This window comes from Neolewinella litorea (genome assembly GCF_004803465.1).
Lineage (GTDB): Bacteria > Bacteroidota > Bacteroidia > Chitinophagales > Saprospiraceae > Neolewinella > Neolewinella litorea.
In genome coordinates this window covers 1,224,807-1,238,983 of record NZ_SRSF01000001.1, presented here as the reverse complement: position 1 = coordinate 1,238,983, position 14,177 = coordinate 1,224,807, and the positions used below count along the sequence as shown (strand labels likewise).

11 protein-coding genes are annotated in these 14,177 nt (G+C 60.3%); 3 read left to right on the top strand and 8 right to left on the bottom strand.

Annotated features, from left to right (window positions below; all coding sequences use genetic code 11):
- Window positions 1-18: 18 nt before the first annotated feature.
- Window positions 19-2,826, top strand: a complete 2,808-nt coding sequence (locus E4021_RS05140) for a PD-(D/E)XK nuclease family protein (protein WP_136456983.1) — start codon at window positions 19-21, stop codon at window positions 2,824-2,826.
- A gap of 10 nt (window positions 2,827-2,836) precedes the next feature.
- Here E4021_RS05140 and E4021_RS05135 read toward each other — a convergent pair whose 3' ends face one another.
- The 3 genes from E4021_RS05135 to E4021_RS05125 all read right to left on the bottom strand — a co-directional run bounded on the left by E4021_RS05135 (window position 2,837) and on the right by E4021_RS05125 (window position 5,964).
- Window positions 2,837-4,009 carry a hypothetical protein gene (locus tag E4021_RS05135; RefSeq protein ID WP_168797469.1) on the bottom strand — a complete coding sequence of 391 codons (1,173 nt, stop codon included), beginning with the start codon at window positions 4,007-4,009 and terminating at the stop codon, window positions 2,837-2,839.
- Between the two features lie 119 nt (window positions 4,010-4,128).
- Window positions 4,129-5,115 carry a 6-phosphofructokinase gene (gene pfkA / locus E4021_RS05130; RefSeq protein WP_211096964.1) on the bottom strand — a complete coding sequence of 329 codons (987 nt, stop codon included), beginning with the start codon at window positions 5,113-5,115 and terminating at the stop codon, window positions 4,129-4,131.
- A 6-nt stretch (window positions 5,116-5,121) separates the two neighbouring features.
- Window positions 5,122-5,964, bottom strand: a complete 843-nt coding sequence (locus E4021_RS05125; RefSeq protein ID WP_136456981.1) for a hypothetical protein — start codon at window positions 5,962-5,964, stop codon at window positions 5,122-5,124.
- 217 nt (window positions 5,965-6,181) lie between these two features.
- On the opposite strand from E4021_RS05125, the gene E4021_RS05120 reads away from it, so the two are divergent.
- Together E4021_RS05120 and E4021_RS05115 are read left to right on the top strand one after the other, a co-directional pair.
- On the top strand, window positions 6,182-7,060 hold the full coding sequence (locus E4021_RS05120) for a glycoside hydrolase family 73 protein (protein WP_136456979.1): 879 nt from the start codon (window positions 6,182-6,184) through the stop codon (window positions 7,058-7,060).
- A 53-nt stretch (window positions 7,061-7,113) separates the two neighbouring features.
- Window positions 7,114-7,779, top strand: a complete 666-nt coding sequence (locus E4021_RS05115) for a DUF2490 domain-containing protein (RefSeq protein WP_136456977.1) — start codon at window positions 7,114-7,116, stop codon at window positions 7,777-7,779.
- Here the strand turns inward: E4021_RS05115 and E4021_RS05110 are convergent.
- From E4021_RS05110 to E4021_RS05090, 5 genes are all read right to left on the bottom strand, one after another.
- The gene (locus E4021_RS05110; protein WP_136456975.1) at window positions 7,776-8,531 is read right to left on the bottom strand and encodes an SH3 domain-containing protein; all 756 of its coding nucleotides are present in this window, start codon (window positions 8,529-8,531) and stop codon (window positions 7,776-7,778) included. The two genes, E4021_RS05115 and E4021_RS05110, sit on opposite strands and share 4 nt — an antisense overlap.
- Window positions 8,532-8,544: 13 nt before the next feature.
- Complete coding sequence (locus tag E4021_RS05105; RefSeq protein WP_168797468.1) at window positions 8,545-10,401, bottom strand: OstA-like protein; 1,857 nt, start codon at window positions 10,399-10,401, stop codon at window positions 8,545-8,547.
- Window positions 10,402-10,513: 112 nt separating this feature from the next.
- Window positions 10,514-11,272 carry an MBL fold metallo-hydrolase gene (locus E4021_RS05100; RefSeq protein ID WP_136456971.1) on the bottom strand — a complete coding sequence of 253 codons (759 nt, stop codon included), beginning with the start codon at window positions 11,270-11,272 and terminating at the stop codon, window positions 10,514-10,516.
- A gap of 2 nt (window positions 11,273-11,274) precedes the next feature.
- Complete coding sequence (galE, locus tag E4021_RS05095; protein WP_136456969.1) at window positions 11,275-12,291, bottom strand: UDP-glucose 4-epimerase GalE; 1,017 nt, start codon at window positions 12,289-12,291, stop codon at window positions 11,275-11,277.
- A gap of 9 nt (window positions 12,292-12,300) precedes the next feature.
- Window positions 12,301-14,085 carry a MutS-related protein gene (locus E4021_RS05090; protein WP_136456967.1) on the bottom strand — a complete coding sequence of 595 codons (1,785 nt, stop codon included), beginning with the start codon at window positions 14,083-14,085 and terminating at the stop codon, window positions 12,301-12,303.
- Between the last annotated feature and the right edge of the window lie 92 nt (window positions 14,086-14,177).

Here is a 14,177-nt window from a genome sequence, read left to right as displayed (position 1 = left end):
CGTATTTTACCGGCGCCCATGATCAAGATTTACCTAGGACTCACTTTCTCCTCCCCCCTGCTGCCGGAACCTCCGGCTACCGCGGCCGGCGAATTGTATCTCGATTACCCGGGGTTGGTCCGCTACCTCGAGCATTTCCATGCCCTTTCGCGTAACCCCACCAACCGGGAAGCCCTGCGCACCGAGCAGTACCGGCAACTGATTGAACACCACCTCAGCAAGGCTACGGAGACTCCCTTCTACGCCGCCTCCTTTGCCGCAGACCCCCTGGCCACGGCGGAGGACCTGCTGGAGCGGCGCGATGAATTACTCGAAGCGGGCTATCGCCTGGCCGCCCCCCTGTCCACCGGTACCCCGGCACGAATTACCGTCTTACACGAACTGGAGCACCTGCTGCTGGAAGCGGAACAGTCTTTCCAACTGCTGCCGGGACTGGCGGATCGGCTCAACGCGTTGCTGGCGGCCCTCCACGACCGCCGTCACCCCGCTTTGGACCTCCGGGTGCACGAACCCTTAGATCTGCTGCCACCGGGCCTTAGGCGCCTGCTGGAGGCCCTGGCGACAGCCGGCGACAAGGTGCAGTTCATCAATTCCACCCCGGAACCGGCTCCTTCCGGCGATTTGGGAGCCTGGCAGGAGAAACTGGGTGGCCTGCTATCCGGGCGGGAGGAATCCGGCACGCGTGCCCTGCGCGGAGACGGGAGCCTGATCGTGATCCGCGCCGAGCGTGAGACCCACATCGCCGCCTACCTGGCACGAATGGTGCGCGACAACGACAACTGGCGGCCCGGCGTACTGATGACTGTGCGCAACCAGACCCTGGATACCGCCCTGCTGATGGAGGGACTTCCGAGTATGGGTGTCCCGTCGACGAGCCTGGCCCGCCCCAGTCTGCAAGTGCTCAAACTCGTTACCGCCTTCCTATGGGAGCCTGTTGAGGTGCAGCGCATCATGGAATTTGTCAGTCTGGTCACCAAGCCCCTGGACCGCAGGCTCGGTCAGCGGCTGGCCGAGCACCTGGCGGATACGCCCGGACTTTTCGGTGCCCGCTGGAATTTTGCCGTGGAGCAATCCTTCCGTGAAATGGAAGAGCGCAAGTACCCGGCCGCCCGTCGCCGGCGCGCGCGGGAGCAATATGAATTCTGGTTCCGTAGGCGGCGGTACCCCCGCGACGGCAAGGCACCCAAGAGCGAGGTGCGCAGCCTTTTCGTATTCCTGCGCAACTGGGCCCTGGAGGCCTTCGACGAAGACAAGGAACAGAGCGGACTGATCGTCCTTTCCGCCCAGGCCGAACGGGCTACCGAGCTCCTCGACGCGCAGCCGGAAACAGAGCTGAGTTACCTCGATGTGGAACGGCTGGTGCGGACGATCTACCAGCCTGCGCCCACTCAATTCCAACCCACGGAACAGGGCGCCTTGCCGGCCGCCTTTGCACCCGCGTCCGTCGCCCAATTGCCAGACAGCGGTCAGGATGAGCTGGAACGACTTATCTGGTGGGACTTCGTGGAAACCGACCCCAGCTACTTCTTCAGCAACTACTATCCGCCGGAGATTGAATTCCTCCGCGCCGGCTCCCCGCACGGCTGCTGCCAGGTCAGCAGTCCGGAGCAGCGCAATCAGCTTCAGCTGTGGCAAAATCTACGTCCGGCCCTTACGCCGCGGCGTCAATTGCTCTTATGCATTCCCCGGCGGGTGGACGGTACCGAAGTAGAACCGCACGCTCTGATGGGCGATCTTGAAGCAGCCTTTTCAGCCGAAGATCTGGCCCGGATTACGGTCGATATCGACGAAGCGGGGCAGCCCAGCGGACTGCTATCGGATTTGCGCTTGCCCGGTTTCCAGCCGGTGCCCGTCCGGCCGCTGGACCCCCCCGAAGCGCAGGTGGTGATTTCACGTCCCGATGCCCTGCAACCGCGGGAACGGGAGACCCCGTCTTCCATCGACGACCTGCTGTTTTATCCGCATAAGTGGGTTTTCCGCCACCAGTTGGGCCTGCGGGGCACACCCATCCTCTCCATTGCGAGCGAAAACCGGCTAAGGGGCAATCTCGGACACCTGTTCATCGAGCAGTTGCTCGAGGAAGTAAGTCAGACGGATGGTCGGGTAACCCGCGCACAGGTGGAAGCCTGGGTAGACGATAATGCCGACCGGCTGCTGCGGCAACAGGGGGCGGTGCTGCTGGAGTACGGTCAGGAACCCGATCGGGTGCAGTTCTTGCTGACCATGCGGAAGTCCGCCTGGACGCTGGTGAACTACATCCAGCAAAGCGGGTGGACGGTGCGCGGCTCGGAGCAGGAACTGGAAGGGCAACTCGCGAATCTCGACGGACAGGTGGTGAGGGGCCGGGCCGATCTGGTACTCGAACGTACCGGTACCGACGGCGTACCGGAAGCGGCGGTCGTAGACCTGAAGTGGCGGGGCAAGACAACCTTCCGCAATTTGCTGCGCAACGGTGGAGACATCCAGTTGGCCCTGTACGCGGAATTCCTGCGGCAACAGGGCAGCGGGAGAGTACACACCGCTTACTACATCCTTCGCGATGCACTGATGCTTTCCCGCAACGAACTGGCCTTTTCAGGTGCCGAAACTGTCCCGGTGGATGAGGATCACGCAGTAATCCAGCGGGAAACGGTGCAGAAGATCCTGGCCACCCATGAATGGCGGTGGGAGCAGCTGGGGCAGGGTGTACTCGAGATCAGGTGCAAGGAAACGATCGCCGACCTGGAGGATTTGTACCTCGATCTGGAGCACGATGCGTTGCTGGCCATGAAGGACGACACGTCACCCTTCGACGATTACCGCAGCCTTATCGGGCTGATCCGGTAGGCGAACGGTTTTATCCGATATTTTCGATGAAGCTGCCGGTGGTCAGGTAACGCATAACGTATACCAGGACGATACTCACCACCAGACCGAAGGTCACCTTCCCCAGGTCGGTGAAAATGTTTCGGAAGGCCGCCATCAGGTTCTTTCGTCCGGGAATGGTTTCGAAGTAGGCCAGGGCCGCACGCGCCACCATGGCGAGGGCCATGATCACGATCACGAAGTTGTTGATGTCGTCGCGGAGGTAAACCACATAGCCGATGAGCGCCAGGATTAGAATGTTCATCACTACCCCCATGATGTAGGATACCCGAGCACGGTCGCGGTCGCTGGGCTCGGCGTCGAGTTCCAGGCGGTATCGGATCGCGATCTCCCGTCCGGCCAACAGGCCCAGGAAGACCCAGGTAGTGGACATGGGAACGTTGCTAAATTCCTTGAAAAACAGCAGGATTATACCGTAGAAAAAGTCGATGATCGTGGCCGAGCGGATGTCGGTCGTATTGGTTTTGGCCTTGACGATCTTTTGGATGTTTCCGCCCTTGCTGTAGAAGATGAACGCCAGCATCACCAGCAGAATCACCAGTGAAACAGCGATCTCGGCGACGCTGAGCGAGCGGGGCAGGTAAACGAAAATGTTGGCGAAGTCCTGGATGAGCCACTGCCCCCACAGGAAACCCGTCGATGCCCACTGCAGGCCGGTCCAGAGTTTATTTTCCCGGTCCGATATCTCGTTGTCCATGAAGCGCTTGTCCAACCAGGTCGTAACCAGTTGCCAAACGATGATGGCGACACAGAAGGCCAGGGCGTACCCCAGGATGGACTTCATGGTCATGTCCACCAGTCCCTTCGGCTTGAAGAAGGTGAGGATCAGAAAGGATGTCGAAACCGGGATACCCGTTCGGGTCAACAGCATCAGAACCAGCGGGGGAAGGAGGTAGGGCCACCCCATATCTTCCACGTAGGCGTAGCCTTCAAGGCGGCCGTAGCTTACATCGCCGTCGTAAGATGACCAGCCCATCACCAGAGTTATGGCAAGAATTGTGCCGGCGAATGCCCACAGGACATACCAGGCCTTGTCCTCGTTGGAGGATAAGAATGTTCCCAGTGTTTGTATGGAGTCATTGCCCACAACGGCGTAGCCGGCCAGGATAAAGCCGGTCCACATAATGATAAAAGATGCATCCATACTGAGGGAGACTGGGGTGGGTGTGGAAGTCGATTTCCACGGCCCAAGTTCATAACAGGGTGTAAACTGTACGTTAAGTCACGCAATCGCTTCCCTGACCTTCACTCCCGAACGGTGGATCAGATGGCGAGGATACTGGCCATGCGGATCAGTTCGTCGCTGGGGATCTTTTGCTTATTGATCGCGTCGTCGAAGGGCATGCTGGTTACTTCCCCGTTGACAATACCTACGGCGATGTTTTCGGCGCCCTCCATAAGCAGTTCCACGGCAGCAAATCCAAGGCGACTGGCAAGTAGCCGGTCGGCGGCGGTGGGCGCGCCGCCGCGCTGCAGGTGGCCGATGACGGTAACCTTTGGCTCCATGCTGGCCAGTTCGTGCTGGATTTTCTCGGCGATGCCGGTGGCCCCGCCCATGGGGTGCCCTTCGGCTACAATGACCACACTGAAGAGCTTTCCACGGGCCTTGTTCTTGCGCAGCACAGATTTCAGGTCCTCAAGGTCGGTTTCCGACTCCGGAATGAGTACGCTGCTGGCGCCGGAGCCGATGGCGGTGTACAGGGCGATGTAGCCGGAGTTGCGCCCCATGACTTCCACGAAGAAAAGGCGGTTGTGGCTGTCGGCCGTATCGCGGATCTTGTCTACCGCATCGATGGCGGTATTTACGGCCGTGTCGAAGCCGATCGTGTAGTCGGTACCGTAGAGGTCGTTGTCGATGGTGCCCGGGATGCCGATGAAGGGTATTTTGTACTCTTCGCTGAAGATCTTGGCACCCGTGAAGGTTCCATTTCCGCCGATGGCGATACAGGCGTCAATATCATATGCCTTGAGGTGGTCGTAGGCGGCGCGGCGACCTTCCGGCGTCATGAAACGCTTGGAGCGGGCCGTGCGGAGCATGGTGCCCCCGCGCTGGATAATGTTGGCTACGTCCCGGCGCTCCAGGCGCTGGAAGTGGCCGTCGATCATGCCTTCGAACCCACGCTCGATGCCGTAGACGTGTAATTTATTCCAGGCGGCGGTACGCACAACTGCCCGGAGAGCAGCATTCATTCCCGGTGCGTCTCCGCCCGAAGTGAATACGGCAATGCGGCGAATATCCTTTCTTTCCATATATGGCTACTTCCCGGAGTGGTAATCGGCGAGGGCTTCGATGGGTTTGTGTACAAAGCGGCCGGCGATCAGGTCACGCTCGTGCAGCGCGGCCATTAGGATCGTCTTGAAGTGGAAGGCGATGCTGCCGATGAAGTGGACGGGTACTTCCAGGTGACCCTTGTACTTGCGCACGTGGCGGTCCAGAAATTCGGCGAAGCTCTCGAATACGATCTTCTGAATCAGCGGGTGGTGCTGGTGCTCGCCCATAAACCGGGTGAAGCCGGCCAGGTAAGTGTTCGGCATATCGGATTCATAGACGTTGTTCAGCACGGTCATCCGATCGGCCGTCGTGTAGTTCTCGAATGCCGCGTTCAGTTCGTCGTCGAGCTCCCGGTAGAAGTACGACCGCAGGAAGGCCTTGCCCAGATGGGAGCCACTGCCCTCGTCACCGAGCATAAAGCCCAGGTTGGTCACGTTGTCGATCACCTCCGTCCCGTCGTAAAGACAGGTGTTGCTGCCCGTACCCAGAATGCAGGAAATCCCTGGTTCGTCGCCGCAGGTGGCCCGCGCTGCGCCTAGCAGATCGTGCATCACCTCTACCTTGGCGGCGGGCCAAACCTGGTGGATGCAATCGGAAATGACCTTCTTGCGGCGGAAGTCCCAGCATCCGGCTCCGTAATAATGGACGGCCGTCACCGCGGCGTTGGGCAGCAGGTCTTGCGATAGTTTCTGGACCTCGTTGTGCAGGAGGTCCAGGGGGTGGACCACGGGGTTAAATCCTCGGGTGTTGACGTAGACGTTTTTACCGTCTTCATCGATCAGCACCCAGTCTGCTTTCGTGGAACCAGAATCCGCAACAAGTATCATGACATTGTAATTGACCGTCGCGAAGGTAGTGTAAAGTTAACACTAAGGAAAAACGACGGGGTAAGCGATTCCATGGTTTAGAAGTTGCCGTAGAGTCAAATTATAAAACAATTTGTTTGATAATTCCCGCCAGTGCACTATCTTTGGCATAGGCTACGGCCCCGCTGCAGCAGGTTCCATACTTAACCGATACCGCCAAACCCTAAAATATTTCCGGATGCCTGCCCCCGATTCTGTTCCCCACCGTTCCCCAACCGGCCAACGTATTCGCCGTTTTCTTGACCAGGCCCTGGACTATGGCTTCGAGATCGTGCTGTTGCTGATCATCCTTTACCTCTGCATCAGTCGCGGACTGGTCGTACAGGTCGATATCCATGAGCCCGTCCAGCAAGTTTCGGAGGGCAGGATCACTGAGGCCGGGGTAGGCGAATGGTTTATGAGCCTGGGTCGGCGCGTCTTTTCCGAGTCCGTACGCGTGGAGGAGGTGGACCACATCGATGATCGGCCCGAAACGTCAACCACCTTTGACGACTTCAACAGCCTGGCCCCAACCGACGATCCAGCGCCGCACATCAGTAACCTTACGTTGGTGCTTAGTCCCGACTACGGTGAGCGAAAGGGGCTTCCACGGTCCGTAATTGCCGCCAAGCGCAAGCGAGTCAGTGACTACATCCGCCGCCACGCCCCGGCGGCACGGCGGGAAATGCTGGAATACGGTATCCCGGCCAGCATCACCCTGGCTCAGGCGTTGCTGGAAAGCAATGCCGGAGACAGCAAGTTGGCCGTTAATTCCAACAATCACTTCGGAATTAAATGCCGCACCAAATGCCTGGGCTGCACCTGCCGTAATTACGGTGACGATACCCGCTACGATATGTTCCGGGTTTTCGATTCGGTAGCCGAATCTTTCCGCGAACACAGCATCCTGCTCAACACCACCCGCTACGCCCGCCTCCACGGTTACGGGATCGATTACCGCAAATGGGCGCACGGGCTGAAGGCATGCGGCTACGCTACCGACAAGCGGTACGCCGAGAAGCTGATCACCATTATTGAGAATCTCGGACTAGATCGGTACGACATCGAGAAGGTGTAGGACCGGATTATTCCCTGGGGTGTCTACCTTTGCGGCCACTAAAATGTCCGGTTTTGCCCAAACTACTTATCGCCTTCGTTGCGTGCCTACTCCTTTCCGTCCCCCGCCTTGCCGCCCAGGACAGTGAACTGGGAAACTGGATCATCTACTTCGGCAACAAAGACCTTGGCGATCGCTGGAATCTCCACCACGAGGTACAGTACCGAAACTACAACGCCATCGGTGACCTGGAACAACTGCTCCTGCGCACCGGTGTAGGCTATGACGTCACCGACAACCTGAACGTGCTGCTGGGCTACGGCTACATCAACAGTCAGAACTACGTGGATCCCGCCCTCGACAAGGTGGAGGTCAATGAGCATCGGATTTACCAGCAGATCATTACGCGCCAACAATTGGGGCCGGTCAGCGTACAGCACCGGTATCGCTTTGAGGAACGGTTTGTAGAGAACCAGGACTTCGGATTTCGTTTCCGGTACTTTCTTGCTTTCAACCTGCCCCTCAGCGGCCAGGAGATGGGGCCTAAGACCTGGTACCTCTCCGCCTACAACGAAATTTTTGTGACCACGGAGAACCGACCTTTCGATCGCAACCGACTTTACGGAGGACTGGGCTACGTGGCCCGGCCCGGCTTGCGTTTTGAAGTTGGCTATATGAACCAGTTCTTCGCTACCGGTGGGCGCGACCAGATCAACCTGATCACTTCGGCCAGCTTCTAGATTACCTCGATGTCGGTGACGGCTACGTAACCCTGTCGGCCGTTGGGGAGCTGTACCTTGACAAAGCTGTTGACATGATCTACGATGTAAAGTTTGTGGCCCTGACCTAGTTCGGCCTCTACTGACCCGTCTAGGGTAGGTGAGACGCGCAGGGTGGCATCAGTTACCAGGATGGCTTCGTCCGATTGATGCAGGGCGGCGTAGCGGCTCTCGGCAAGCAGAAAAAAACCGCCGCTGAGCAGGGCCAGTAACAGGGCCGTGGGCAAAAGGGCGAAACGGCGCTTCTCTTCCATTTCCCGCCGGTGCAGGTACCACCAGATCACGCCGGCCACCGCCAGCCACCAACAGGACACGGCTGCCAGGTAGGCACCTGTCATACCCAGCCAGGCACCGAACAGCCGCCACCATCGCAGTAAGGCAAACTCCGGGAGCTCGGGAGCGGTGATGCCGGCTTCCTCACGGACGTAGCGCAGGTTGTTGTTGAGGTCAAGGTTGCCCGGTCGGAGCCGCAACCCCCTTTCGTAGGCAAGAATGGCTTTGCCCGTCTGCCCGGTCTCAAAGCGTGCGTTGCCGAGGGCCAGATAGAATTCTGGACTGACGATGCCGCCCGGTTCCAGGCTGTCCAGTATCTCCACCGCCCGGCGGTAGTCACCGGACTCCAGTTCGGCCTGCGCCGCCCGCAGGGTATAATCGGTCTGGGCCACCACAGACTGGGCCAGGGCGACCAACAGCAGGATCGTCATTCTCACCATACCGCAAAAGTAATCAGTCCGCATTGGGAGCCACGAGCAAGACATCCGGAGGAATGCTCCGGCGGGTGATGAACAGATCGTCCAGGGTAAGGGGCTTCCGCTCCGCCTCCCACCGGAAGCCATCGAGGCGCATGCCCTGGTGGTCCACCGCATCCATGGGATCGAGCCGACCGGAAGGGGCACTTAGAAACTTGATCCGCTGCACGCCCCCTTCGCGAAAGAACAGCACCATCGCGCTGCAGGCGGTCTTGTTGACCCCGATATACCCCCCGCTTTCATCCTGGGCGTAGTAGATGGCCTCCGCATTGCCCTTCACTTCGGTGCGCTTTAGCTGACTGCTGTCGAAATGCGCAACGATTTCCTTACCCTTCACCTGATTGAAGAAAACCAGGTCCGGCGAGGTTATTACCATGGCGTTACGCCGGAGGAGTACGCGGTCGGGTTGGTCGTTTTTCAGGTATAGATCGATGGTGTCGGCGGTGAGCTGACTGGTGTCTTGCCAGAGGATAGGGTTCTGGTACAGCGTGAGTACTGAGTCCACGGTATTGAAGCCCAGGGAGTCGGCCACCGCCTGAAGGTCGGTCTTGAGAATGCGAACGTCGTGATAGGCCGAAAGATAGCGGATGGTATCGCCCGCCGCGTCGGTCTCTGTGGACCGGACGGACAGCAGCGTGTCCGCAGCCATGTACAGCGTATCCTGGTCCAGCACCGAGGTAAGCAATGCTCGCCCGCTACGCCCTCCGTAGGCTTTCAGGTAACCCGTTTCCCGACGGTAGTCCGCCTGTTCCGCCTCAATGCGCAAGTCGGCCGAAGTGTCGCGCCAGATGATGTTCCCGGACGCGCGGCCCAGACCGGTCTCGTCGTCGGAGTACATCCGGTCGGCCACCATAAGCATGGGTGGATTGGATACTTCTGGCCTGCCCCCGCTCACGGCGTAGGACTCGGTGGCGGCGTTGTAGTCGATGGTGTCGCCACGAATGGTCTGAGCGGAATCAACCACCATGGCGTTCCCCTCCAGCTGGTAGCGGTCGCGGGCACGGAAGTAGTTGATGCGGTCGGCGGTGGCGCGCTGGAATTCTCCTTCGGCCACGTAAGCGTCACCCTGCAGAACGTAGAGTTCATCCCGGCCCAGGTAGCGGATAGAATCCGCCGCGGCCAACCGGTCGCCGCTCCGGTACTGGGCGTTTTTCCGAAAGACGGCCTGGTCCAGCGCCACGTCGTAATAGCCCGCCTCGCAGTAAATGGTGTGCGTATCGCTGCGAATCACCGTGGGGCCGAGAAAGTATACGATCTCATTTCCCAGGTCGTAGCGCAGGGTATCGGCCCGCATCTCGAATCGGTCGTCGACCACCACCACACTGTCGCGAAAGTAGACGTTACGCGCATCGGCGTAATAATAGGCGTGGGTGCTGCTTAACTCGGTGGTTCCATTAGTGACGCGGCCCCCCGTATGGTAGGTAGCCAGTTTGGTGGACAGGTCGTATTCCAGTTCGTCGGTAAACAGTTCCGTTTCTCCGCGCTTCAGCACGACGTCGGTCCGCAGTTTCGCCAGCAAGGTTTCGGCATTGTAATCCAGGAATTCGGAGAATGCAGCGATGCTGTCCCCCTGCTGAATGGTCACGTTGTCGTAGGCGTAGAGCTGGACCTCCCGCACCAGTTCGGCGCTGTCGCAGTACATGAAAATGCTGTCCTGGCTCAGTTCCACCTCCCCGATCAACCGTTGCACGCTGCCCTGGCGGAGCAGCAGCAGCTCATTGGCGTGGTCAATACTCACCACCTCCCGCTCGGCCTGAACCGGGCGGGTCTGACCGAAGGCCGTTCCGAAGAGGGCCCAAAGGCAAAAGATGATGGGATAGACGGTAAGTTTCATGCAGGCGACAAAGGTAAACGCTTGGTGACCGGAGAACGGTAAGCCGACGACCATTGCGGGGCCAGGCGGCCGCTTTAACGGGTGGTTAACGCATCCGGGACGGATAATCTCCTCAAACGGGCAGTTGCATGCCATCGTAGCCCACCTCAACGCCCGGCGGCAGCGAAGCGCTGAACTCGGCGTGGGGACCGAGGCGGTGGCTCAGGTGGAACAATACCGCACGCCGCGGCCGCAACTGGTCCACGTAGGCCAGGGTCTCCTCCAGCGACAGATGACTGTGCGTACCGTGGTGGTTGAGGCAGGAGATGACCAGGGTATCCAGGTCCGCCAAACGGGCCAACGTTTCGGGGGGCAGCGTCTTGACGTCGGTCAGGTAAGCCAGTCCCCCCACCCGAAAACCCAGGATCGGCAGTTTCCCGTGGTTGACGCGGAGCAACTCGACGGGCCGGCCACCGAATTCAATCCGGTCTCCAAAATTCACCGTCCGCACGTCCAGCTTCGGCACGCCGGGGTAGTTGGTAAAGGCGTAGGCAAAGCGTTCGCGCAGTTCCCGTGCCACGCGGTCAAGGCAGTACACCGGCATATCCATCTGCTGCATGAAGCAGAAGGGGCGCACGTCGTCGATCCCGGCCGTGTGGTCGTTGTGCTCGTGAGTGAGCAGGATGGCGTCCAGGCGCTCGATACCCGCATCCAGCATCTGGTGTCGGAAGTCCGGGCCGGCGTCGATGTTAAGCCGCGCCTCACCGGCGCAAAGCACCGCACTGGTTCGCTGCCGCTTGTCGCGCGGGTCGGGGGAGTCGCAGGCCGCGCAATGACAACCGATGACGGGTACCCCCTGCGAGGTGGCCGTTCCGAGTAGCCGCAGGTACATGCCTAGCGCTTTTCTTCCCAGGCCCAGGCCGTGCGCATGATGTCTTCCACGCCGTATTTCGGTTCCCAACCCAGCAGTTCGGTGGCCTTGCTGCGGTCGGCGTATACCGCTACGACGTCCCCGGGCCGGCGCGGGCCGATCTCGTAGTTAAGCGACTTGCCGCTAACCTTTTCAAAGGCGTTGATGGCTTCGAGCACTGTCAGTCCCTCCCCGATGCCCAGGTTGAACAGGGCGGGGTTTTCGGTCTGGCGGCCAGACATGAGGTATTCTAGGGCGAGGGTGTGGGCGTGGGCGAGGTCGGACACGTGGATGTAGTCGCGTACGCAACTTCCGTCGCGGGTATCGTAGTCGTTGCCGAAGACGGTCAGTTTCTCCCGCTTTCCGGCACCGACTTCGGTGATTACCGGTACCAGGTTACTGGCGGTGTTGGCCGCGTCCTCACCGATCTTGCCGCTGGGATGGGCGCCGGCCGGGTTGAAGTAGCGCAGCAGCACCGCCGCGAATTCGGGGTGTTTGGCGCATACGTCGTACAGGATGTCCTCACCCATTTGCTTGGTGCGCGCGTAGGGGCTCTCCGCCTGTTTGCGCGGGGTATTTTCCGTCACGGGCAGTTCGTCGGCGTTGCCGTAGACGGAGCAGCTGGAGGAAAAAACCAGGTTGCCTTTCTTCTGCCGCCGCAATCCATCGATGACGTTCAGGAGGCTGTTTAGGTTGTTACGGTAGTAAGCCAGGGGACGGTCGACACTCTCGCCCACCGATTTGTAGGCGGCGAAGTGTATTGCGCCGTCGAAGGCGTGCTTTTCGAACAGCTGCGCTGTGGCAATGGGGTCCGCCAGGTCAACGGTATGGTTTACCACCCGTACCCCGGTGATGGCCTCTATGCCGTCTAGTACGCTGGCCTTGCTGTTGTGGTAATTGTCGGCGCTCACCACCTCAAATCCATTTTCTAACAGGTCCACCACGGTGTGGCTACCAATGTATCCGGTGCCGCCGGCGACGAGAATTTTTCCTTTACTCATGGGTGTTGTTTAATCGTGGGTCAGTTTGATGTCTTCGGGGTCGATCTGTATGCCCATGCGGGCCATCAGTGCGGTGGCGTTGAAACTTCGGCTCACCCCCCGGTGCAGTTTGTAGTCGAAGGTCAGCTCCCCATCCCGGGTCTGCACCTCCATGGCGTAATTCTCTACCCGGTGGCCGGCGGGTCCGTCCTCGTTTTCCAGGGCCGCCAGCTCCAGGTCGTGGGTGGCGATGATGCCGGCCCCCCGCTCCCGGATGAGTTGACGGATCAGGGCCCGCGCTCCGGTGTGGCGGTCGCGGCTGTTTGTGCCCTTCAGGATCTCGTCCAGCAGGAACAAGACCTGTTGCTCCGGGTCGCTCACTGCTTCAATAATCGCCTTCAGGCGCTTAAGTTCGGCATAGAAGCTGGAAGTGCTTTCGCTCAGGTCGTCGTGCGTCCGCATGGAGGTCCATACCTGCAGGGCGGCGGTGCGCAGGTGCCGCGCGCAGACGGGGCCTCCGGCGCGGGCCAACACGAGGTTCAGGCCTACGGTGCGCAGCCAGGTGGATTTGCCCGCCATATTGCTCCCGGTAACCAGGTGGATGTGTCCGTCGGTCTGCAGGCGAATATCATTGGTGACCCGCACCTCCGGCGCCAGTAGGGGGTGGCCCAGGGCCTCCCCCTCCAGAATGGGCTCCTCGGTAAATTCCGCCTCGGTCCACTCCGGCCGGTTGAAGCGCAGCGTCGCCCAGGAAACCCGGGCATCGACCTCGGCCAGCTCTTCCAGCCACCGGGGAAGGTCGTGCCGGTGGGCCGTCCGCCAACGATCCAGACGGTAGAGCCAGTGCAGGCTCCAGAGTCCGGTGATCTCCAGCACAAATACGAAGGGGTTGTGGCGTACGTCGAGCTGACTGACGTAGTACCCCAACCGGGTAATGGCCGGCGCGGCCTCGGGCGATTCGGGCCGGTAGCGGTCCTCCAAGTGGGCCAGGAGCCGTGCGTAGCCCGCCAGCGCGCGACCGGCACTGGCGGTGTAGGCGTGTTCGATGGCGGCGGGTTCCGACAACCTGCGCAGCAGCAGGAAGGCTGGGACGAAGAACAACAGTCCCAATTGCCAAGGCTCCTGGGTGAAGCAGAACCACAGACCGGTCAGCGACAGCGGTACGGCCGCCCAGCGCATGAGATGGGCAAAGCGGCCGGTAACCACCGGGGGGCGTTCTACCCATTCCAGGAGGCGGGCGGCGTAGGCATCCTTGTCGTGCAGGTCTGCGCCGTGCTGCCGCCATTCCAGGCACCAATCCGGATCCGGCACCAGGGCGAGGGCTTCTCGTCGCCGGGCATCGGCCACTTCCACCGGCGCGGGCTTGAGCAGTTGATCGGCCAGCCGACGGGAACCGACGGCGGTGACCGTCCGGTTCAGGAATTGGTAAAGGGAATAAGGACCGAACAGGTCGAGGTCGGTCGCGTAGGGGTGGGTGGCGTCAGAATATTGCGCACCGTCGGGGCGGTCCCGGAAATCGTGGTGTAAGCCACGGATTTCGGCTTCCGCGAGTTCGTGTTGCACCCGCGCGCCGTCCGCCCGCTTCCCGATGCGCAGGTGCGCCCGTACGCCCCAGGTCAGGGCTGTTACGGCGACAAGGGTGACTGTCAGGCCCCACCACACACCACCCGACCACGCCAGGATCAGCAGCGCCACCACGGCGAAGAAGACCAGCAAACGCACGATTGCGAGGCGGTCGTAGCGCCGTTGCAGGGTCTGGCTCAACTGCAGCTGCTCACCGGAAACGCGACGGTAATAGGGTAGAGGTGCTTCCACGCCACAAAGATGGGAATAGAATCACCGATCGGCAGTAATTCCGAACCCGAAATGAGCCGGGAAGGGGCATCCGGCTTACCTTCGGGGGCAAA